This window comes from Psychrobacter sp. P11F6 (genome assembly GCF_001435295.1).
Classification (GTDB): domain Bacteria; phylum Pseudomonadota; class Gammaproteobacteria; order Pseudomonadales; family Moraxellaceae; genus Psychrobacter.
In genome coordinates this window covers 50,222-71,461 of record NZ_CM003594.1, presented here as the reverse complement: position 1 = coordinate 71,461, position 21,240 = coordinate 50,222, and the positions used below count along the sequence as shown (strand labels likewise).

At 42.4% G+C, this 21,240-nt stretch carries 19 protein-coding genes; 12 read left to right on the top strand and 7 right to left on the bottom strand.

Annotation, left to right across the window (positions count from 1 at the left end; all coding sequences use genetic code 11):
• Positions 1-110: 110 nt before the first annotated feature.
• Positions 111-1,313, top strand: a complete 1,203-nt coding sequence (sstT, locus tag AK822_RS00305) for a serine/threonine transporter SstT (protein WP_060490156.1) — start codon at positions 111-113, stop codon at positions 1,311-1,313.
• Between the two features lie 92 nt (positions 1,314-1,405).
• Here sstT and AK822_RS00300 read toward each other — a convergent pair whose 3' ends face one another.
• Together AK822_RS00300 and AK822_RS00295 are read right to left on the bottom strand one after the other, a co-directional pair.
• On the bottom strand, positions 1,406-1,729 hold the full coding sequence (locus AK822_RS00300; protein ID WP_060490155.1) for a chaperone modulator CbpM: 324 nt from the start codon (positions 1,727-1,729) through the stop codon (positions 1,406-1,408).
• A gap of 92 nt (positions 1,730-1,821) precedes the next feature.
• Positions 1,822-2,805 carry a DnaJ C-terminal domain-containing protein gene (locus tag AK822_RS00295; protein ID WP_045442971.1) on the bottom strand — a complete coding sequence of 328 codons (984 nt, stop codon included), beginning with the start codon at positions 2,803-2,805 and terminating at the stop codon, positions 1,822-1,824.
• Positions 2,806-3,377: 572 nt separating this feature from the next.
• Here AK822_RS00295 and AK822_RS00290 point away from each other — a divergent pair.
• Positions 3,378-3,740 (top strand): septal ring lytic transglycosylase RlpA family protein, encoded by a 363-nt coding sequence (locus tag AK822_RS00290; RefSeq protein WP_045442968.1) that lies wholly within the window; start codon positions 3,378-3,380, stop codon positions 3,738-3,740.
• Positions 3,741-3,851: 111 nt separating this feature from the next.
• On the opposite strand, the gene AK822_RS00285 is transcribed toward AK822_RS00290, so the two are convergent.
• Positions 3,852-5,873 (bottom strand): ABC-F family ATP-binding cassette domain-containing protein, encoded by a 2,022-nt coding sequence (locus tag AK822_RS00285; protein ID WP_060490154.1) that lies wholly within the window; start codon positions 5,871-5,873, stop codon positions 3,852-3,854.
• 467 nt (positions 5,874-6,340) lie between these two features.
• Here AK822_RS00285 and erpA point away from each other — a divergent pair, with 467 nt between their 5' ends.
• From erpA to AK822_RS00245, 8 genes are all read left to right on the top strand, one after another.
• The gene (gene erpA / locus AK822_RS00280) at positions 6,341-6,721 is read left to right on the top strand and encodes an iron-sulfur cluster insertion protein ErpA (RefSeq protein WP_045443732.1); all 381 of its coding nucleotides are present in this window, start codon (positions 6,341-6,343) and stop codon (positions 6,719-6,721) included.
• Between the two features lie 349 nt (positions 6,722-7,070).
• Positions 7,071-8,645 (top strand): glutamate--cysteine ligase, encoded by a 1,575-nt coding sequence (gshA, locus tag AK822_RS00275; protein ID WP_087945514.1) that lies wholly within the window; start codon positions 7,071-7,073, stop codon positions 8,643-8,645.
• A gap of 70 nt (positions 8,646-8,715) precedes the next feature.
• The gene (locus AK822_RS00270; protein ID WP_060490152.1) at positions 8,716-9,243 is read left to right on the top strand and encodes a disulfide bond formation protein B; all 528 of its coding nucleotides are present in this window, start codon (positions 8,716-8,718) and stop codon (positions 9,241-9,243) included.
• Positions 9,244-9,731: 488 nt separating this feature from the next.
• Positions 9,732-10,370 carry a copper resistance protein NlpE N-terminal domain-containing protein gene (locus AK822_RS00265; protein ID WP_060492120.1) on the top strand — a complete coding sequence of 213 codons (639 nt, stop codon included), beginning with the start codon at positions 9,732-9,734 and terminating at the stop codon, positions 10,368-10,370.
• A gap of 426 nt (positions 10,371-10,796) precedes the next feature.
• Positions 10,797-12,302: a UDP-N-acetylmuramate:L-alanyl-gamma-D-glutamyl-meso-diaminopimelate ligase gene (mpl, locus tag AK822_RS00260; protein ID WP_060490151.1), complete on the top strand. Its 1,506-nt coding sequence runs from the start codon at positions 10,797-10,799 to the stop codon at positions 12,300-12,302.
• Between the two features lie 369 nt (positions 12,303-12,671).
• Positions 12,672-12,926 carry a GlsB/YeaQ/YmgE family stress response membrane protein gene (locus AK822_RS00255; RefSeq protein WP_055125583.1) on the top strand — a complete coding sequence of 85 codons (255 nt, stop codon included), beginning with the start codon at positions 12,672-12,674 and terminating at the stop codon, positions 12,924-12,926.
• A gap of 314 nt (positions 12,927-13,240) precedes the next feature.
• Positions 13,241-13,795, top strand: a complete 555-nt coding sequence (gene def / locus AK822_RS00250; protein WP_060490150.1) for a peptide deformylase — start codon at positions 13,241-13,243, stop codon at positions 13,793-13,795.
• Positions 13,796-13,959: 164 nt separating this feature from the next.
• Positions 13,960-15,135 carry a type III PLP-dependent enzyme gene (locus tag AK822_RS00245; RefSeq protein WP_055125679.1) on the top strand — a complete coding sequence of 392 codons (1,176 nt, stop codon included), beginning with the start codon at positions 13,960-13,962 and terminating at the stop codon, positions 15,133-15,135.
• Positions 15,136-15,244: 109 nt separating this feature from the next.
• Here AK822_RS00245 and thrH read toward each other — a convergent pair whose 3' ends face one another.
• Both thrH and AK822_RS00235 read right to left on the bottom strand, forming a co-directional pair.
• On the bottom strand, positions 15,245-15,898 hold the full coding sequence (gene thrH, locus AK822_RS00240) for a bifunctional phosphoserine phosphatase/homoserine phosphotransferase ThrH (protein WP_060490149.1): 654 nt from the start codon (positions 15,896-15,898) through the stop codon (positions 15,245-15,247).
• Positions 15,899-15,909: 11 nt separating this feature from the next.
• Positions 15,910-16,518 (bottom strand): LysE family transporter, encoded by a 609-nt coding sequence (locus AK822_RS00235; RefSeq protein WP_060490148.1) that lies wholly within the window; start codon positions 16,516-16,518, stop codon positions 15,910-15,912.
• Between the two features lie 294 nt (positions 16,519-16,812).
• Here AK822_RS00235 and AK822_RS00225 point away from each other — a divergent pair, with 294 nt between their 5' ends.
• Positions 16,813-17,706 carry a LysR family transcriptional regulator gene (locus tag AK822_RS00225; protein WP_060490146.1) on the top strand — a complete coding sequence of 298 codons (894 nt, stop codon included), beginning with the start codon at positions 16,813-16,815 and terminating at the stop codon, positions 17,704-17,706.
• Between the two features lie 151 nt (positions 17,707-17,857).
• On the opposite strand, the gene dapB is transcribed toward AK822_RS00225, so the two are convergent.
• Both dapB and dnaJ read right to left on the bottom strand, forming a co-directional pair.
• A complete protein-coding gene (dapB, locus tag AK822_RS00220; protein ID WP_060490145.1) occupies positions 17,858-18,706 on the bottom strand; it encodes a 4-hydroxy-tetrahydrodipicolinate reductase in 849 nt (282 codons plus the stop codon).
• A gap of 182 nt (positions 18,707-18,888) precedes the next feature.
• Entirely contained in the window at positions 18,889-20,025 is a 1,137-nt protein-coding gene (gene dnaJ, locus AK822_RS00215) for a molecular chaperone DnaJ (RefSeq protein WP_060490144.1), read from the bottom strand.
• A gap of 302 nt (positions 20,026-20,327) precedes the next feature.
• Between dnaJ and AK822_RS00210 the strand changes: the two genes are divergently transcribed.
• A complete protein-coding gene (locus AK822_RS00210; RefSeq protein ID WP_228139042.1) occupies positions 20,328-21,122 on the top strand; it encodes a DUF2939 domain-containing protein in 795 nt (264 codons plus the stop codon).
• The last annotated feature ends 118 nt before the right edge of the window (positions 21,123-21,240 follow it).

Below are 21,240 nucleotides of genomic sequence, written 5' to 3'. Positions count from 1 at the left end.
TTTTTATTCTGTTTTACGAATCTTACCTGTATATGAGTATGAGACTAGTAAAGCAAAAAACATAAAATGGCTTGATCTCTTTTATTATTCATTAGATTGTCGGGGTAAGGATGTATTCATTTTTTGCGATGTATAAGCGCATTGGTCTAGTACCACTTATTATTATCGGTTTGATAGCGGGAGTATTGATAGGTTGGTTGGCACCAGATATCGGTATTGCCTTAGGATTGTTGGGTACCTTATTTGTAGGAGCACTAAAAGCCGTTGCACCAATACTGGTATTTGTGTTGGTCATGGCGGCCATTAGCCAACATCGCAGCGGTAATGAGGTTTACGTCAAGCCTGTGCTTATCATGTATATGTTTGGCACTTTTTTAGCCGCACTGACTGCTGTTGGCGCGAGCTTTTTATTCCCGACAGAACTGGTATTGGTCAACGCCACAATTGAGCAAGTCCCACCAGCCAACCTCAAAGAAGTACTGACCAACCTACTACTAAATCTGGTTGCCAATCCTGTTAATGCCATCGCTGAAGCCAACTATATTGGTATTTTAGCGTGGGCAATTATCATCGGTTTCGCACTGCGCCAAGCCAGTGATACCACACGCGCTGTGGTCGGTGATTTTTCTGACGCCATCTCCCAAGTGGTGAAGTGGGTCATTGCCCTAGCACCTTTTGGTATCTTGGGTTTGGTCGCCAACACCGTCGCTGAAACAGGCTTTGCGGCTTTGGCAGGTTATGCGCGTATCTTGATGGTACTGGTCGGTTGTATGTTATTTATCGCTTTGATTGCCAATCCTATTATTGTACTGATCAAAACGGGCAAAAACCCTTATCCGCTAGTATTCAAATGCTTGCGTGAGTCAGGGATTACCGCATTCTTTACGCGTAGCTCGGCTGCTAACATTCCCGTCAATATGAACCTTGCCCGCAAACTGGGTCTACACGAAGATACTTATTCGGTAACGATTCCACTGGGTGCGACCATTAATATGGCCGGCGCGGCGATTACGATTAACGTCTTAACGCTTGCAGCCGCGCATACACTCGGTATTGAAGTGACCTTTGCCTCAGCACTGCTACTCAGTTTGGTTGCAACCATTAGTGCCTGCGGTGCCTCTGGTGTCGCTGGTGGTTCATTACTCTTAATTCCATTGGCAGCAAGCTTATTTAGCATTCCAAATGATATCGCCATGCAAGTGGTTGCGATTGGCTTTATCATTGGTGTGATACAGGATTCAGCAGAAACGGCGTTGAACTCTTCAACGGATGTACTGTTTACCGCAGCAGCTGATCCAAAATATGCGCGTTAAACGCTAAATATATTATTTGCAAAAAAAGGGTCTCATTTTAGAGACCCTTTTTTTGTGCTGATTTTTTATGTACTGAATAAAGGGGAAATAAGTTATTTTAAAGGATCGATTTCAATTTCAATCACTGGTGTCTGCATGTCTAATTGGCGTTTAAATTGGCGTAATTGTTCGAGCTCATCCAATAACTCAAGTATCAAGCCAATCGCAGGAACACTGGCTTCAAAGTCGCGGCTAAGGCGCGAGGCACGCCGCACTGTCGTCAGCTGATAACCAGTGAACTGCTCACGTTCCGGCACATCATATTCGATGATGTCCTCTTCAATCAATTCGATGACCCATTGGCGCTCTTGGCCACAGGCAGATACCAGCTCATCCAAGCTCATGATAATGTCGGTAAATTCAGGCGAGTGTTTCATAGCTATTATCCTCGTTTGCTCTTTATTTCATCGTTGTCGTATGGTCTTCATCTCTATTACAGTGTTTCAATGTGAGTAATTTTTGGTGGCCATTAACGACTAATATTGATATCGGCAAAGGCTTGTTTTAGTTGCTCATAAGCTTGGGTCGCGGCCTCAGTGCTGATATCAGGGTTCACGATGTTTAAGGTTAGATACAAATCACCCGCTTGCTTAGCAGGGATACCTTTACCTTTTAGGCGTAAATTGCTGCCAGACTTACTGTTCTTAGGCACAGTCACAGCAAGCGTACCAGCTGGCGTACTGACGTTGATTTTTTCACCCAACGCCGCTTCCCATGGCGCTATATTGACGGTTTGATAAACATCAGCGCCTTCGATACGGATATTGTCTGCGTGACGGATTTTTACTTTTAAAAATAAATCGCCATTTTTACCGCCACCAATACCAGCGGCACCTTGCCCTGCTAGGCGAATTTGCTTACCATCAGTGATGCCTTTAGGAATTTTAATTTTCAGCGTTTTGTTGTCATACTCGACACTGCCATTCGGTTGACGAATAGGGACATTCAACTTAATGCTGTAGTCGTCGCCATTATAAACGGACGCCAAATCAACCGTAATCTCTGCATGTTGATCTTGACCTTTACTATCTTGCGAGCCAAAACCACCACGCTGCGATTGTCCACCCGCTGAACCACGTGCACCGCGACCAAATGCCGAAAAGATGTCATCGAAGCGGAAGCCACCATCGCCATAAGCTTCGCCTTCACCAAACTGATCTTTGATATCTTCCCAGCGATAGCCGCCTTGCCCGCCACTTGCAGATTGACCACCAAAACCACCACTTTGACCAGCAAAGGGATTGTCTAGCATGGCGTCGTATTCGGCACGCTTTTCTTTATCTCTAATGGTTTCGTAAGCATTATTAATCTCAGCAATCTTATTGTCTGCATCTGGATCATCGCTCACATCAGGGTGATATTGACGGACAAGCTTACGGTATCTTTTTTTAATATCTGCAGCTGACGCGTCTTTTTTGACCCCTAAAATGTCATAGTAATTTTTCTCTGCCATGTTTTTGTCCTCAACATAAAAGCATGTTAATGATACTGGTATGCCCATTTTAAACGATATGGTACGGAAATTTATTCAACTGCGACATAACAGGTGGTAACGATAGTCTATCTAATAATGATAGTAATATAAAAATTCAATACCGTTATACAAATATTACCAGTAATAGTGCCGAACAACAGCAGTGTTTAAGTTGTTTGAAGCATTTAATACATTATGATTCGCCTTTGTCACTGCATTGGCATATTTCTCTATGATTCTGACATTACTATTCTTTGATAACCACAGACGTTATATCAATTTAACACTCGCCCTAATGAAAAAATAGAGTGTCAAGCCAAAAATACCATTAACAATGTAAATCATTATTTAAAACAATTACATACAGATCACTGGTATTCACTAGCTAGCGTGCCTAAATGAGCGTTTTGACCTTGGTAGTTCTTTTACAGAACCGTAAGAATATGACAAAGTATGTGTTGTAAAATGAATATATTATTTGTACTCATAGGGAGTATGAATAACATAGGCAAGTGTATCTGTCTATTTTATAAATTGCTTAAAGGTATTAAATGTCTTATTTAATCAAGTCTTTGGTTATCACATTATCACTATTGCTGAGTACCACCGTTTTTGCTGGAAACACCAGTTATTACGGTAGTCAGTTCCACGGTAAACGCACTGCTAGTGGTAGTATCTTCAACATGAACTCTTTGACCGCTGCGCATCGCACGTTGCCGTTTGGTACGAAGGTACAAGTGACCAACAAGAAGACAAAGCAGAGTGTAATCGTAAAAATTACCGATAGAGGCCCTTTCATTCGGGGTCGTATTTTGGATTTATCGAAAGCCGCTGCTGGTCAAATAAACTGTCAGTTATGTACGACCACGATGGAAATACTGTCTTATGGTGATGGTAAATACCGTAAGGAATAACGTAATAAAAAAGGGAGAGCCAGCGCTCTCCCTTTTTTGTGACTGTCTTTATCAAGTAAAAATAGCTTAAAAAACAATCAAAACCCGCTATTTACTATAACGAACAGCTCTCTACTCAAAACCCGCTTCCATTTCTTCTAATGTTGTCATCAAAAGCAATAGTTTTTCTTCATTGTCACTGTGCTGCTGCTGCAATGCCGTTTGCTCGTTAAGTAATAACAGCAAATCAGACTTGCGACTTTCTTCGTACAAATCCGTATCAGCCAGTTTTTCTTCAAGCGTCACGAGCTGTCCATCAATTTTAGCCAATGCTTTTTCTATCTCTTCTATCTCACGGCGAATAGGCGCGGTGAGTTTGCGTTGTTCAGCCGCCAATTTGCGCTGCGCATCTTTACTAAGCGTAGGCGTCGTCGCTTTACTTTTTGATGAATTATCAGGTGCTTTATTATTCACTTGACCATTATCTGTTTCACGTGAAACGAATTTCTTACTCTCTTTTTTACTTTTCTTCTTACTGGTACTTTTATCTGATGAGTTCTCTTGTTTACGCTTCTCTGCCAACCACTTACCGTAGTCGCTGATGTCACCATCGAACTCCTCGATTTGACCATCATGTACCAAAAACAGCTCATCACAGACGTTGGCAATCAACTCACGATCATGCGAAACCAGTACCACTGCCCCCTCAAATCCTTGCAAGGCGATGGTCAACGCTTGGCGCATTTGTAAGTCCAAATGGTTGGTCGGCTCATCGAGTACCAGAACGTTGGGACGTTGCCAAACAATCAATGCCAGCGTCAAACGCGCACGCTCGCCCCCAGAGAATAGCTCACTCGGCGTATCAATACGCTCACCGCGGAAGTCAAAACTGCCTAAAAATGAGCGTAGCATCGCATCAGAGGTTTTACCGGCTAGACGACGCAACATCTCTATCGGCGTGGCTTTGGCATCCAAGATATCCATTTGATGCTGGTTGAAGTAGCCTAATTTTAGGGTATCCGAAACACGATACGTCCCTGTTAATACGCCAAGCTCGCCGACCAGTGCTTTAATCAGTGTTGATTTACCTGCGCCATTCATACCTAGCAAGCCAAGACGCGTATCCGGCGTTACTTGCACATTGGCATTATATAGAAGTGGCGTATCGCTATAGCCAATATCCGCTTTGGTCAGCTCAATCAGTGGTGAGCTCATATTTGCTGGCTCATAAAAGCGGAAAGAGAACGGGTTGTCCGCCATCATCGGTGACAGCTCAGCCATGCGCTCAAGCTGCTTGATACGGCTTTGTGCTTGCTTAGCTTTACTGGCTTTAGCACGGAAACGACGAATAAAGTCATCCAAGTGTGCTTTAGTCGCTTCTTGTTTTTCAAACGCTTGCTGCTGCTGCGCCATACGCTCGTGACGGGTGCGGATAAATTGCTGATAGTTACCGGTATAAAGGGTGATTTTTTGTTGTTCGACATGCAAGATATGACCAACGGTGGCATCCAAAAAGGCTTGGTCATGCGAGATGACGATGACCAGACCAGTATAGGCATTGATCCACGTCTCAAGCCACAGAATCGCATCCAAATCCAAATGGTTGGTCGGCTCATCGAGTAACATTAAGTCCGCACGGCTCATCAATGTTTTGGCGAGATTCAAACGCATGCGCCAACCACCCGAAAACCCTTCTACTGGCAATTCATGCTGGCTGGTATTAAAACCAAGACCTGCCATGATTTGTGCCGCTTTAGTCGGTGTGCGATAGCCATCAATTTCATCGAACTGCTGATGCAATACCCCGATCTGATCATCACTGACGCTACTCAAATCATTCAAAGAAGCATTAATCTCATACCACTGCTCATCACCGCTCAATACATAATCGATCGCAGACTGCGTCGTAGCGCCAACTTCCTGAGCCATGTGTGCCACATGCCAGCTATCAGGAATACTGACTTCACCTCTATCAAGCGTGACCTCGGTATCTCCTCTGCCCATTCGCGTCAACAATAAGGCAAATAAGGTAGATTTGCCGGTGCCGTTGTTGCCCGTCAAGCCAACTTTGTGGCCCGGATGTAGCTGGAAGCTTGCCCCTGCAAACAACTCACGACCATCACGGCGAACACCAACGTCTTTAAATTCGATCATATAATCTCTTCAACTCAACAGTAATATAAAATATAAGGCAATAAAAAACACACATCTGGCATGTTAACTGGCGGCTATTATTTCAAACGCTTGCCCCATAGGCAAACGATTAAATAACTATTTCAAAACCAAGTGTTTATTCGCACAAAAAGTCTTTCTCTTAGCATGAGTTTATGGGGATAATAACCACTAGTATCAATCAGCCACCTTCAGCCAGTAGCGTCACTCTTGACAAACGAATCAATACCCCCATTATGATATACTGCGATGAGATAAGTGCCCATTATCAACCAAATCGTTGTAATGACACAGATATCATATTTATAATGCGCCATTAGTCATACCAATAGCAGCGCCATAATAACAGCACCCAATTGAATCAAACGCCGTGCGTATCTTTATTTGCAACTATTTCATTGCAAACCCTAACTGGACGACCGCATTTGATCCTAGCAACTGAGGTAGATATGAACGAATCAGCCAACCAATTTAATCCAAGCGCCAGCCAGCCAGTAGACCCAACTGTTTTAAGCTTAACCGATAGCGCTGCACAAAAGGTGCGACGTCTACGTGAAGAAGAAGGCGACAGCGATCTGATGTTACGTGTCTATGTGACGGGCGGCGGCTGCTCAGGTTTTTCTTACGGCTTTAACTTCGCCAATGAGCTCAATGAAGATGATGCCAATTTTGATAATGACGATGTAACCTTGGTCGTCGATTCACTAAGCTATCAGTATTTACAAGGCTCTACCGTTGACTATACTGAAGGGTTAGAGGGCGCACGCTTTATCGTCACCAATCCAAATGCCACCACCACGTGTGGCTGTGGCTCATCCTTCTCTATTTAAGTTGGCAAGACGCATGACTTTTGATCAAGATACCTTCCTCGTTAGTCAACGCTATCATAAACCGCTTAACGTCGTACTTTTGAAGCATCTATCTCGTAGGTAGATGCTTCTTGTTTTATGCGTTTTTTAGAAAAAAGTAACGCGCTGTTCATAAAATTTTTTATTGAAATACCTATTAAAATCAAGATGAATGAGCGCCTGTAAAGCTTATCGTATTTGTAATTGTCCGTGGTTTTCAGGGCAGCTTTGAGCTAAACTGACGGCATTCTTAATCCAATATTTACCTTCATTATGGTCAAACGCCAGTCGTGTTTTGTGCCGCCATAATAAATAACAATAGATGACTATTATGAGTAATTTTGCGAGTAGCTTTGTGAATTTTGACATTCCTAATTGGTTTGATAGCAAGCATTTAACGGGCATGCTCCGCGGTATCGAAAAAGAAGGGCTGCGCGTAAGACCCGATGGCTACTTGGCTCAGACACCGCATCCAGCCAAACTTGGCTCAAAGCTCACCCATCCGTTTATCACAACTGATTATTCAGAAAGCCTACTTGAGCTAATTACTGACCCCAAAACCTCACCAAAAGAGACGCTAAACATGCTGCGTCAGTTGCATGTATTGGTCTATCAAGCCATGCCTGAAGGTGAGCTGATGTGGCCGCTGTCTATGCCTTGTATGCTGTCATCGAATGATGAAGACATCCCACTGGCTGATTATGGCAGCTCTAATACAGGTAAGCTCAAGACGCTATACCGTAGCGGGCTTGGTATCCGCTATGGTCGGCGCATGCAAACGATTGCAGGTTTACATTATAACTTGTCTTTTGGTGATGGACTATTTGAAGTCTGGCAAGCTGAAATGCCTGCTGCACAAGCGCAAACGCTGACAGAATTTAAAAACGAAAAATACTTAGGGCTTATCCGTAACTTTAAGCGGCTGACCAGTTTGGTACTGTATTTACTGGGTGCTAGCCCTAGTGTTTGTCCTTGTTTCTTAGCTGGTCGTGAGCATGATTTAGAGCTGCTGAACGACTCAACTTATTATAAGCCTGCTGCCACCAGCCTACGTATGGGCAAGCTCGGTTATACCAATAGTGTGCAAGAACAGCTCGATATTCGTTATAACTATCTGCCAGAGTATGTCGATGGACTGCGCCGTGCGATTCAGACTCCGCACGAAAGCTTTGCCAAGCTTGGCTTAGATGATACCGATGGCAACCCTATCCAAATCAACAATCATATTTTACAAATAGAAAACGAATACTATAGCCCTATTCGTCCCAAACAAATCGCGATGAGCGGCGAGACACCGACCGAAGCATTAGAGCGCCGCGGTATCGCTTATGTTGAGTTCCGTGCAATCGATCTGGATCCTTATAGCGATGTCGGTATTCGTCTATCTAGCGCCTGTTTCTTAGAGGTCATGGCGCTGTACTGTCTGCTGAGCGACTCACCTGATCTATTACCTGAGGAAGAAGAAACCTTAGCCATCAATCTTGAGCGCGTGGTAAACGAAGGTCGACGCGAAGGCTTACACATTATAAACAACGGCGAAGAGCAACTGCTTGAGAGCTGGATGCTGGTGCATTTAGAACGTATGCAACCACTTGCCGCGCTACTTGATGCGCATTATGGCGGCAACGATTACCGTGCAGCAGTCGCGTTAATGCAAGGCAAAGCAGGGCACTCAGAATCGACTATTTCAGCACAAGTAAACTCTGATAGTCAGCGTTTAGGCAGCTTATGGCAGCTTGGCTTTACCTTGGCGCAGCAGCATCGTGAGTCTTTATTACAGCAAACGCTTAGCCCAAACACCCAAGCCAAATATGAAGTGTTGGCAGAAAAATCGATATTACAGCAAGCTGAGATTGAAAAAGCCGAAACTGAAGATTTTATGGAATTTTTACAGCAATATCGCTAAGCTTTGAATACTAAACTCTGACCGTCACTTAACGTGTATAAATGATCTACCTTATAAGAGTAACTGCCCGATGCTAAAGCTGACCACTTACCGCAATTTGCAAATATTTTTGGTGATAATAGCCGTAATAGGTATGAGTTTTGCGCTGTTTTTTTTACAGCGCTATATGGGGTTTTCGCCTTGCCCACTGTGTATTTTTCAGCGTATTGGCCTCATACTCATGGGCAGTTTTGCTTTGATAGCCGCATTATTCAACCCTAAATCTAAGGCAGTTAGACTGGTATTGTGGCTTGGTAGCTTAGCAGGTATCGGCTGGGCGACTGCCGTGGCTGGACGACATGTTTGGCTACAGCATCTGCCTGCCGACCAAGTACCTTCTTGTGGTCCGGGGCTGGATTATTGGTTAGATACGCTACCGATTTTGCAAGTATTTAAAGAAGTTTTTGCGGGCTCTGGCGAATGTGCCTCTGTTGAGTGGACATTTATGGGACTGAGCATTCCTGAACAATCTTTGATTCTATTTAGTCTGCTATTGGTGGTACACGGGTTGATATTATGGCGTATTTTACGACCTGTTGCCCCTAGCCGCCTTGCTTGATAGCGAATTAGCCCCTACGTTGCTTTTTGCTATATCCTTTGTTTTTACTATATCCATTTTTCCAAACGAACAGGTGTGTTTATTAATAAACATCTGTTCTTTAATGAACCACTATTAAATATCTCCGATAATTTTCGTTCGTCATATCTATCAATGTTAAACCATTATTCTTAGCTCATGGCTAAACCTATCATAACAAAAAGGCCACAGAGATATCTTTAACCTTTGATATCTTGACACAGTTTATTTGCTTTTGATGGGTAAAATAGCGTTTTAAATATCCATCACTGTTGACTGATTGGCGATAGGCTACCGATAGCTTCTTCTTGCCGCCTAGCCTCAGATGGCACTTGTAGTCTCGTAGTCTTCTACTCTAATTTAAACATTTATACTTCCTATTATCTTTCCTTTTTGACAAAGTATTGAGTTGTCGATAGTGTCGATAATCATTTGGAATGACTATTAAAAAACTGTTTTTTGGTGTGACCATGATATATTTTTTGCCTACTTGTTCTAACACGCTAACTATCCTCAAACGCGGTGGTCGTTGTTTGCTAGCGCTGCCCCTCTGTGTGCTGCTCATCGGCTGTGATAGTACCTCGTCTAGCGGCGATAAAGGTATGACGACTAAGATTGCCCCTATCGATCATGTAGAAGAGAACAGCGCACAAGCTAGCGCAGAGGACTTAACAGAGACCAATCTCTTAAATACTGGTAGTGAGCTAGATAAAGTGTCAGAAGGACAATCGCTGATTGCGGCTGCCCAATCGAGTAACGGTGCATATCCCCATCAATCGCTGACACGCTCAGAGCCGCGTAAGGGCACGTTACAAGCCACGTTAATGGGCGATTATGGTGGCATGGTACCCTGTAAATCTTGTGATAGCACTGATATTACATTGAATTTGTTCGCTGATGGTTCAGTGCTAAAAACCAGTATAGATAACAACCCGGAAATGCCGAATGCACCCCTGTTTGAGCCGGGTGTTTATCGTCAAGACAATGATATGATTACGATTGTCTATGAAGACAAAAACATTGAAACGTATCATATTCAAGACAATCATCTTGTCTTAATGGATGAACATAAAAAACCTAACAATGACTATACCCTGTCGCGCAAATAATAAAATAGCGGCATAAACATTTAGAGGCTCTAAATTTTAGGTGCTCTGAATATAGTGATGCTCAATGAGCCAAACCATTCTTTTAATAACGCCTACTTACTGGGCGTTTTTTATTGGTCATCATACGGTGTTTACTTTACAATAAGTGCTTGTTTTCGACGCTGCTATTTGGCGAACCTATGCTGTTTTTGTGACAGAATATAGGGTTGAAGCAATATAAAGTAGAGGTAAGCCAAGCGGACGTCAATAGTACGTTTGGTACATGAAGCACGGTTAACGCCGTCGCCATTTATAATATTTTAACTATAGCCAAGACTGATGATCATTAGGTTGAGCGTATCCTAGAATACACCACGGTTAATATCGGTAACTTTTGGGATAATGCTCCATTTTTATTCTTTTAATTTAAGCTCGTACGGAACGTCTATGCATATTCATATTCTTGGTATTTGTGGTACTTTTATGGGCTCGCTGGCATTGCTAGCGCGCGAGCTTGGGCATACGGTTACGGGCTCAGATGCCAACGTTTATCCGCCGATGTCCACCCAACTGGAAAACGCGGGCGTGACCATTGAGCAAGGCTATCTGGTAGAGCATTTACAACCAGCACCAGATTTAGTCGTCGTTGGTAATGCCATGAAGCGCGGTATGGATGTCATCGAATATATGCTGGACACAGGTCTACGCTATACCTCAGGACCACAGTTTTTATCTGAGCAGGTATTACAATCGCGTCATGTGATAGCCGTTGCCGGTACTCACGGTAAAACCACGACGACGACTATGCTCGCTTGGATATTGCACTATGCGGGTATCGACACTGGGTTTTTAATCGGCGGTGTGCCACTGGTTGATACCACTGATGAGCATTTACAGCACGTCTTCGCTCACAGCAGTTATTTGGGTGCGGATAAAATTGATAATGACGATTCGGTAAATACTGGCTATTTCGTTATCGAAGCGGATGAATACGATTCTGCATTTTTTGATAAGCGTTCAAAGTTCGTTCATTACCGTCCGCGTACGGCTATCTTAAATAACCTAGAATTTGATCATGCGGATATTTTTGCGGATCTTGAGGCTATTCAGACCCAATTCCATCATATGGTGCGCATGATTCCAAGCATGGGCAAAATCATTATGCCTACAGCGACTACCAGCTTAGAGGAGACGTTAGCGAAAGGGGTTTGGACACCCGTTTGGCGGACCGCAGTACTGGGCTCAGCACCACATACCACCCATACTATCGATGAGCACTCAAAAGATAGTAGCGATTGGCAAGCTGAACTTATTAGCGAAGATGGTGGTCAATTTGCGGTTAGTTTTACGGCTAATGTTGCTGATGAAGAAGCCACAGGAGTCGTCGACTGGTCGATGAGCGGCATGCATAATGTGAATAATGCCTTGGTTGCTGTAGCAGCAGCTTATAACATCGGCATCAGTGTAAAAACTGCGTGCGCGGCGTTATCAGCATTTGCTGGTATCAAGCGTCGGATGGAGCTGATTGGCGATGTCAATGATATCTTAGTCTTTGATGATTTTGCCCATCATCCTACAGCCATTACTACTACTTTAGATGGTGCCAAGAAGAAACTGGCGGACAGACGCATTTGGGCGATTATTGAACCACGTAGTAACACCATGAAAATGGGCATTCATCAAGACAGCTTGGCTGAATCTGCTGCTCTCGCCGATCATACCTTATGGTATGAGCCGACAGGACTGGAGTGGGGGTTAAAAGAAGTCATTGAAAATGCCAATAGCGCAAATCCTAACATGGGCAACCAACAGGTGCTCTCTAGTATCGATGCTATCATCGAGCATATCGACACGCATGCAAAAGCGGGTGACGCCATTGTGATTATGTCGAATGGCGGTTTTGAAGGTATTCATCAACGCTTATTAACTGTGCTACGTAATAAAGCAACTTAATAAAGCAACTTAATAAATAATTTAGCCGGTCTAGTTCTGGTGTCAAATAAGAGCGTTGCTTATTATAAATGAGCAACGTTTTTTTATGATCAAATTTTTCTGATTACTTGCGATTACTATAGAAAGTATCAGTATTAGGGAGCGTCGATATCCAAAAATGCTTTAATATATAAACAGCGTTTTCGACTTCACTACCTTTGTAACCTTTCATTTACCTATTCTACCTGCATATTAGCAAATCTACGATTTTCCTCACATAGCTCATACACTGGTAACATTTCGCGCTTACCTTTACGTCTATACAGTGCTTACAATGGGCTTATCAAAATTGGTTAACTATTATAAATGATAATAAATTAGGAGAATAATATGAGCTTTATTTGGATGATTATTGTAGGTCTGGTTGCAGGTTTATTGGCACGAGCTATCAAGCCAGGTAGCGACCCAATGGGCTGGATAATGACGATTGTATTGGGTATCGTCGGTGCTTTATTAGGTGGCTTCTTAGCTGGTCTTATCGGTATCAATGCTGATGGCGGATTTACTGGTTTGATATTCTCAGTAATCGGTGCGATCATCCTGTTATTTATCTATGAGATGATTATGAGCAAACGTGGCGTATAACTTGGCACTTTTGCTCAGATGTTTTAGCTGCCCCAAGTGACTTTAATGACTCAGAAGTGATTTGATTTACTAAACTCAATTTACTAAAAAGCAGCTCTACTTATACAAGTTAGATTACATCTAATCTAGCTTATATAAATCAAAAAGCCTTGCGAATTGCAGGGCTTTTTTATACCTATAATAAAAGCGATCTCCCTCATTTTTTACAATGATAAAAAGCAATAATTGTGCGAAAGTATTGATAAGCATTACTTTTGTCCCCATTTATCCTATAATATCAACCCTATTTTATCCCTATCATTGAGGTGAGCGTTATGGCTTTACTCCCTATTTTAAATTACCCAGACCCGCGCCTGCGCACTATTGCTACGCCTGTTAAGGAAGTGACTGCTGAAATCAAAACCTTAATCGCTGATATGATTGAGACGATGTATGAGGCACAAGGTATCGGTTTGGCGGCAAGCCAAGTGGATCGCCATATTCAGCTCATCGTTATGGATCTGTCTGAAGATAAAAATAGCCCTAGAGTTTTTATCAACCCAAAGGTGACACCATTGGTGGAAGAGAAACAGCCCTATGAAGAAGGTTGTTTGTCCGTACCTGAAGTCTATGACAGTGTTGAGCGCCCGAACAAAGTGCGTATTGAAGCCTTAGATGAGAATGGTCAAAAAATCGATGAAGAAGTAGAAGGCTTACTCGCGGTATGTATCCAACATGAAATGGATCATTTAAATGGGGTCATATTCGTCGATTATTTATCACGTCTCAAGCAAACTCGTGCTCGCGATAAAGTGCGTAAAATCGTTAAAATACGCGAAAAACAAGGCGAACAAACGGCGGATAAACAGCCGCAGCCCACCCATTCTTAGTCCATTCATCATCTAAGCTATTTTTACGTCATTTAATCAGCATGGAAGCAAGGTTTTATCACCTGTGAGATGCGTGATGACACTAATGTGAGATGACAATGACGTGATGCGAGCATTTACTCTTTAACACCTACTGTCTTTATTAAAGGTTCCCTACCATGACCATGATCAAAATTGACCAATATTTTGACCCTGCCGGCTGGCAGAAATTCACTCAAGCTGCTGAAGGTCGCGAGACGCCATTTTTGGTCGTGGACCTTAGCCGTATCAAAACCAAATATCATGAAATGGTTGGGTTTTTTCCCAATGCTAAAATCCATTATGCAATGAAGGCCAGTCCTGCTGTTGAAGTGATTAACTTGCTTGCTGATCTTGGTTCGAACTTTGATTGTGCCTCCATCTATGAGCTTGATCGCGTATTAGACTGCGGCGTTGAGCCATCGCGTATCTCTTATGGCAATACCATCAAGAAAGCGGAGCATGTCAAATACGCCTTTGAAAAAGGTATTGACTTGTATGCGACCGACTCAGAAGCGGATCTAAAAAATATTGCCAAGCACGCCCCTGGTTCAAAAATCTTTGTGCGTATCTTAGTACAAGGCTCTGAGACCGCTGAATGGCCATTGTCTCGTAAGTTTGGTTGTCATCCCAATATGGCGATTGAGCTGTTGATTCAAGCTCGTGATTTGGGTCTAGTGCCTTATGGAATCTCATTCCACGTTGGTAGTCAGCAAAAAGACGTTGCCGCTTGGGATGATGCGCTAGCCAAAGTCAAATACATGTTTGATTGGATGAAAAACGAAGAAGATATTAAGCTACAAATGATCAATTTGGGTGGCGGCTTTCCAGCCAACTATATCAGTGAAGTGAACCCTATAAAAGTCTACGCTGAAGAGATCACTCGTTATTTGACAGACGACTATAGTGAAGAGGACATGCCTGAGATTATCCTTGAGCCAGGTCGTTCATTGGTTGGTGGATCGGGCGTATTGGTCAGTGATGTGGTGCTTATCTCGCGTAAGTCGCACACGGATTTAACGCGTTGGGTCTATACCGATGTAGGCTTATTCCAAGGCTTAATCGAGACATTGGGAGAGGCCATCAAGTATCCAGTTTATACGCCTAAGATGGAAACATCCACCAGCAAAGGCACTGTAGTACTGGCAGGTCCTACTTGTGATTCAACCGATATCATGTATGAAGAAGCGGGCTATCAATTGCCAGAGGAGCTGGAGATTGGTGATAAAATCTTTTGGTTGACCACGGGTGCGTATACTAACTCGTATTCATCTATTGAGTTTAATGGTTTTCCACCGTTAGAAGTGATCTACGTTGACTAATCTGCAATAAATTATTATCGATAAAAAGCGCGCTCATGACGGGCGCGTTTTCCATTGACAGTAGGTCTCTTGTAAAAGTACCCTTTTATTGAGTCCAGTAACGGAACATCTATGACTTACCATGTCCCTGACAAAAGGCATTATTATCGAAAAATTTTATGCCAATAGAATCTACAACCTCCTGATAGCTATTTACGATATTAAATGTAGGTAAAGCTTTCTCTAAGACCTCTTTTGAAGGTGAGAATAAGTATCCATGAGATACTGCTTCTAACATACTAAAATCATTAAACGCATCGCCTATTGCCATACTATTTCCCAATGATAAAGGATATTTTCCTATAATCTCATGTTTACCATGCTGGCGACTGTATAGCACTTTATTAATATAACCTGCACTATCAACCTGTAAACGATGACAATATATGGTGTCCATTGGAACTTCGAGCTGCTGCAAGAATCCTTCAAGTAATTCATGAAAGCAGTCTGACACGATCTTAATCTCAAAACCTTTCATCTTTAATGCATGCAGAAACTCTTTTGCTCCTTCAATTGGATTGAGTGGCCCGATAATACTTTGTATTTTTGGCAGAGTAATCTGATGCTTTTCTAGAACAGCTATGCGATATAGCATCAGTTTTTGATAATCCTCTACTTCCCTTGTTGTTATGCTTAGCTCAGATATATATAGGCGCTTAGCTAAAAACTTCCATATCTCTGGGACTAAGACACCTTCCATATCAATAAAGGCTACTTTATTCATTTTGACTCTCCTTAGTTTAAGTTTGTAAAGAGCAAAAATACACCTAACAAACCTAATATGGAACCAATCACTCGATTGATCGCTACTTGTTTATTTAACATTTTTTCTCTTAGAGTACGCTGAGAGAACAATAAAGCCACTAGAGCAAACCATATAAAATGAGCTACAGACATGAACAGCCCGTAACCGATTAAAATAGATTTTGGGGTGATAGCGCTAACAATTTGTGTATAGGTACTAATAACAAACAAGGTAGTCTTAGGATTCAGGGCGTTCGTAAAGAAACCATATCGTAACGCTTGTGCAGAACTGATGCAGGTAGAAGAACCCACATCCTTTACAGGTTTTTGTCTAAATGTTTTATAACCAATATAAATGAGATAAAATGCACCAAGATATTTTATGATAGTCAAAAAATTGGGCGCAAACTCCATGACAATGGCAACGGCTAACAAGGTATAAGCGACATGGACTAATACTCCTAACGCTATACCAATAGAAGTTAATACACCAATAGAGCGCCCATATAAGTAGCTATTCTTGGTTACGATAGCGAAATCAGCGCCTGGACTGATGACAGCAAGAATAGTAATCATAATAACGGCTAAAAATCCCGTCATTTGTCTATCTCTTTAAAAGTAACAACTAGTACATCTCTTAGAACTACTTTGTTATTCCTATAATCTTGTAGTTTTTGGAATAATTTACTATCAATAAAAACATATCCTATATCTTCTAGGATGGATACAAACTGATCAATATGATTAAATTTATTTAGCTCTATACTTCTATTAGCTATATTTCCTGTGTTTTTCACACTTACCTCATGTAATTATTCAATTCAGTTGTATCTTCCTATATTTATTAGTAAACTAAAATTGATTTATTTACATGAGTGTTGATGAGTTTTTGGCATGATAGAAAAGATATCCTTAAATTCGCTAAAGTTTTTTTATTACGTTGCACAGCATGGTAGCGTGACGTTAGCATCTCAAAAATTATTTGTGACACAGAGCGCAGTAAGCAAACAGATTAAAAATCTAGAAGATGCTTTAGGTCTTATTTTATTTGATAGAGTGAACAAGAAGCTCATACTTACATCCAATGGCAGCTTACTTTTCGCCTGTTGCCAGCAAGTTTTTGCAAAATTAGACGATTGCCTTGTCGATTTGAAGAATCAACAATATGAAAAAAAACAATTGGTACTATCCTGCGAACCTACCATTTCTATGAAATGGTTGATACCACGTTTGGCTGAATTTAACTCACTAAACTATGGCTTTGAAATTGTGTTACTGACGGGCGGTGGAATCGTAGACTTTCAAGGAAAATCTATCGATATTGCCTTGCGCAGAAATGATTTTGAATGGGACAAGAATATATTTCATGAAAAAATTATTGAAGAATACATAGTTGTTGTTCGCAACACTAGAACGGATCAGACCAATACACTTTTACTTACTTCTTCTCGACCACATTTATGGCAACACATAAATAAGTCTAAGTTGGTGAGTAGTGACATTTTATCGTACGAACACATGGTGTTAGAACATTTCTATTTGTGTATTGAGGGATGTTTAGCTGGTTTAGGAACAGCCATTGTTTCAATATTTATGGTGGAAAAGGAAATCTCACATCAATTTTTAGAATTGGTACATTCTCCCGTAGCGGACAGTTCTTCTTATCATTTATTGTCCTACTACCCTTTTTACGAAGATGAAAGGAAGGTTATATTTAAAAACTGGTTGAAAATAGAGATGACACGCAGTAAAGAACAATTTATGAAAAATTTGCAAGATAAGTTGTAAAGTATGTCGGCTATCTGCCCTCTAAAAACAAGGCTAACATTCTCTAGTTACGGTCACATAGACGAGTACATCAGAGATGAATAATAAAAAACGCGCTCATGATGGGCGCGTTTTTTATTACCATTAGTTTTGTTCAGATATTCAACGCTATCTAATCATTCAAACCCAACACATCCTGCATATTATATTGCCCAACCTCTTGTTTGATAACCCAAGTAGCGGCACGTACAGCACCCGCGGCAAAAGTCATACGCGCGCGGGCCCGATGGGTAATTTCAACCACCTCACCATCGGCAATAAACATCACGGTATGATCGCCAATGATTTCACCGCCGCGAATGGCATGAATACCAATAGTACCTGCTTTGCGTTCGCCCGTTTGTCCTTCGCGACCATAAACAGCGACGTCTTTTAGATTCTGTCCACGAGCTTCTGCAACAGCTTCTGCCATCATATATGCTGTGCCTGATGGCGCATCGATTTTATGCTTATGGTGGGCTTCGATGACTTCTACATCGGCATCCTCACCAAATGCCTTCGCTGCCATGTTGAGCAATTTCAATGACAGATTAACACCTGTTGAATAGTTACCAGCATAGACAATCGCAATTTTCTCGCTGGCTTTTGCCAACACTTGCTCTTGCTGCTCATTGAATCCTGTCGTACCAATAACCATCGCGACATTGTTTGCCGCGCAAATCTGCATATTTTGCTCAGTAGCATCAGGCAAGCTAAAGTCAATCAGTACATCGATGTCATTAATGACAACTTTTAAATCATCGACAATCTGCACCTCTAAGCGACCGATAGCGGCGACTTCGCCAGCATCTGCACCAACAAGGCTTGAACCTTGACGTTCTATCGCGGCATTTAATATCGTTTGCGAGTTGTCTTGTACTGCCTCTATTAGCATACGCCCCATACGACCACCAGCACCAATCACCCCGACTTTGATGGCTTGTTTATTTGTATTTTCTTGCGCTGTTATCTGTTGGCTCATATGTTTACCCTAAAAGCTCTATATTAATAAGAAAGGTTTTAAATGTTATGATGCTAAGTTTAGCAAATATCACCACCTGAATGGTTTTTTATAACGTCAATAAAAACCCCCAGTGTTTCATGTGAAACACTGGGGGTTTTGTATCTAGTCATTTAACCAAACGGGTGATTAAAACAACTCAGTTAATCAAATAAGTCGCCAATCTTTTTAAAGAATGACTTCTTATGTGGCGACTGCTGATGCTTGCTATCACCGTCAAGCGTATCTTGGAACTGGCGCAACAGGTCTTTTTGCTCGCGAGTTAAGTTCACTGGGGTTTCGATAACCACACGGCAAATCAAATCACCTTTCATGGTGGTGCGTACTGGCGTCACGCCTTTGCCGCGTACACGTAGCAACTTACCACTTTGCGTGCCTTCTGCAACCTTGATTTTCACTTTACCATCTAGGGTTGGTATTTCGACCTCTTTACCCAGTGCTGCATCGGTGATGCTCACAGGCACATCCATATATAGATCAGCGCCTTGACGGGTAAAGACATTATGCGGTTTTACGCGTACTTCAACGTATAAGTCGCCGTTTTGGACGCCCGCGCCGCCCGCTTCACCTTCGCCTGCTAAGCGGACGCGATCACCATCATCAACACCAGCTGGGATAGACACTTCTAGCGTACGTGATTTATCTTTAACGCCATTACCATGACAGTCAGAGCACGGATTTTTGATTTGCTTACCAGTGCCGCCGCAATGTGGGCAGGCCTGCTGCACGGCAAAAAATCCTTGCTGCATACGCACTTGACCTTGTCCATGACAGGTCTGACAAGTCACGATATCAGAGGCATTTTTTGCCCCTTTACCATCGCACGTGTCGCAAGGCGCAGGCGCAGTAAAGCTGATTTCTTTTTTACAGCCACGTACCGCTTCTTCTAAAGTCAGCTCAATCACATAGCGCAAATCTGAGCCACGGCGCGAACGTCCACTGCCGCCGCCACGCTGCTGACCGAAGATATCGCCGAAGTTGCCGAAAATATCACCGAAAATGTCTTGGAAGTTGCCACCACCTGCACCGCCAAAGCCGCCGCCGCCCATACCATTTTCGAAGGCTGAATGACCCATGCGATCGTAAGCAGAGCGCTTCTCTTCGCTGCTTAGTACTTCGTAAGCCATCGATGCTTCTTTGAATTTATCCTCAGCATCGGGATCATCAGAGTTACGGTCAGGGTGATATTTCATAGCCAGCTTGCGGTAAGCTCGCTTAATTTCTTTGCTTTCAGCGGTCTTGCTCACACCTAATACTTCATAAAAATCGCGCTTACTCATGGGCTCTCCTATCGTCTTTACAGTCCACCGGACAGTCGATTCAGTAGTTCTAGTCAACCACCACCTTAATACGACTCACTATGGCACTCAAAGGTTTCACATGAAACATCATAAATAGTGAGAGAAAAGAGGTGATACTGCTATGAATCTTACAAAGCGAATACGGCGGGATGCTGCTTAGCCAAATCAATTATTAAAAGTTTGCGCTATTTATGGAGATGCTATGGTGATTTATCAAGCGCTTAGGCAGGGAAAGTATCCACTATAGTGCGCTTGGCCATACAAAAAGGTTTTATTAAGGAATGAACAAAGGTTTTCATACCTTAAAAAGGCTCAGCCATGCTAATATTTATCGCTATATTTTTGGGGTTTTAGATTTATACTCACCAGTATTAAATCTGCCCATCATTACGTTTTTGTTTTGCGATAAGGGTTTGATTTTTATGAAGAAGCTGATTATTTTATTAATCGTCATTGCAGTCGCTGTCTATGCAGGCTCGCCCTATTACAGCGCTTATCAGCTTAAAAATGCCTACGATGCCAAAGACGGCGCGACCATCGCAGCAGCGATCGACTATGAGCAAGTGCGACCTAGTATCCAAAACCAACTCACCAGTCAGTTTACGGCGACTATGGCCAATTATCCATTGGTCGCTGAGTTGGGCGGCGAAGCATTAACCCAAGCCGCTAATAGTTTTATCACGCAGGCGGTGGATGGTGCTATCACGCCACAAAATATCGAAAAAGCCATCAATACCCAAGGTCAGGCCAACACCGCGACCAAAGAGCTGGCCGCTGCATGGGCAATCGCCAGCAATCAAGTCGATCTCAAAAATTTGATTCAAAATCTTATCATCCAGCGCGGTGATGTGGATGCAGTGATCAAAAGCCAAATGCAGCAAATCATGAAAAAACAAGCCGCTGAACTGGAGCAACAGGTAGCGCAAGGGTCGGACAGTGACAAGCCAAAATTAAGCTATTGCGGTATTAATTGCTTCACCATTAGCGGTCAGGTGAAAGGTTATCCGCTCACCATCGAGATGCAGCGTAACGGCTTAATTGATTGGAAAATCGTTGATATCGTGTTGCCACAATAGACTTGCTATCTCCATCTGTTAGAGGTAATAAAAAAACCGCCACATAGATTACTTATGTGGCGGTTTTTTATTAATATTCAGAAATATCATTTCTTAACACATTTTTTATTCATAACTT

Bases quoted from the DNA above. Each gene is read 5' to 3' on its own strand.
- AK822_RS00225 (WP_060490146.1), top strand. From the start codon at position 16,813: ATGATAGAAAAGATATCCTTAAATTCGCTAAAGTTTTTTTATTACGTT.
- AK822_RS00255 (WP_055125583.1), top strand. From the start codon at position 12,672: ATGAGCTTTATTTGGATGATTATTGTAGGTCTGGTTGCAGGTTTATTG.
- AK822_RS00265 (WP_060492120.1), top strand. From the start codon at position 9,732: ATGATATATTTTTTGCCTACTTGTTCTAACACGCTAACTATCCTCAAA.
- AK822_RS00295 (WP_045442971.1), bottom strand. From the start codon at position 2,805: ATGGCAGAGAAAAATTACTATGACATTTTAGGGGTCAAAAAAGACGCG.
- def (WP_060490150.1), top strand. From the start codon at position 13,241: ATGGCTTTACTCCCTATTTTAAATTACCCAGACCCGCGCCTGCGCACT.
- AK822_RS00210 (WP_228139042.1), top strand. From the start codon at position 20,328: ATGAACAAAGGTTTTCATACCTTAAAAAGGCTCAGCCATGCTAATATT.
- mpl (WP_060490151.1), top strand. From the start codon at position 10,797: ATGCATATTCATATTCTTGGTATTTGTGGTACTTTTATGGGCTCGCTG.
- AK822_RS00270 (WP_060490152.1), top strand. From the start codon at position 8,716: ATGCTAAAGCTGACCACTTACCGCAATTTGCAAATATTTTTGGTGATA.
- AK822_RS00290 (WP_045442968.1), top strand. From the start codon at position 3,378: ATGTCTTATTTAATCAAGTCTTTGGTTATCACATTATCACTATTGCTG.
- AK822_RS00245 (WP_055125679.1), top strand. From the start codon at position 13,960: ATGATCAAAATTGACCAATATTTTGACCCTGCCGGCTGGCAGAAATTC.
- thrH (WP_060490149.1), bottom strand. From the start codon at position 15,898: ATGAATAAAGTAGCCTTTATTGATATGGAAGGTGTCTTAGTCCCAGAG.
- sstT (WP_060490156.1), top strand. From the start codon at position 111: ATGTATTCATTTTTTGCGATGTATAAGCGCATTGGTCTAGTACCACTT.
- AK822_RS00300 (WP_060490155.1), bottom strand. From the start codon at position 1,729: ATGAAACACTCGCCTGAATTTACCGACATTATCATGAGCTTGGATGAG.
- AK822_RS00285 (WP_060490154.1), bottom strand. From the start codon at position 5,873: ATGATCGAATTTAAAGACGTTGGTGTTCGCCGTGATGGTCGTGAGTTG.
- dnaJ (WP_060490144.1), bottom strand. From the start codon at position 20,025: ATGAGTAAGCGCGATTTTTATGAAGTATTAGGTGTGAGCAAGACCGCT.
- gshA (WP_087945514.1), top strand. From the start codon at position 7,071: ATGAGTAATTTTGCGAGTAGCTTTGTGAATTTTGACATTCCTAATTGG.
- AK822_RS00235 (WP_060490148.1), bottom strand. From the start codon at position 16,518: ATGACGGGATTTTTAGCCGTTATTATGATTACTATTCTTGCTGTCATC.
- dapB (WP_060490145.1), bottom strand. From the start codon at position 18,706: ATGAGCCAACAGATAACAGCGCAAGAAAATACAAATAAACAAGCCATC.
- erpA (WP_045443732.1), top strand. From the start codon at position 6,341: ATGAACGAATCAGCCAACCAATTTAATCCAAGCGCCAGCCAGCCAGTA.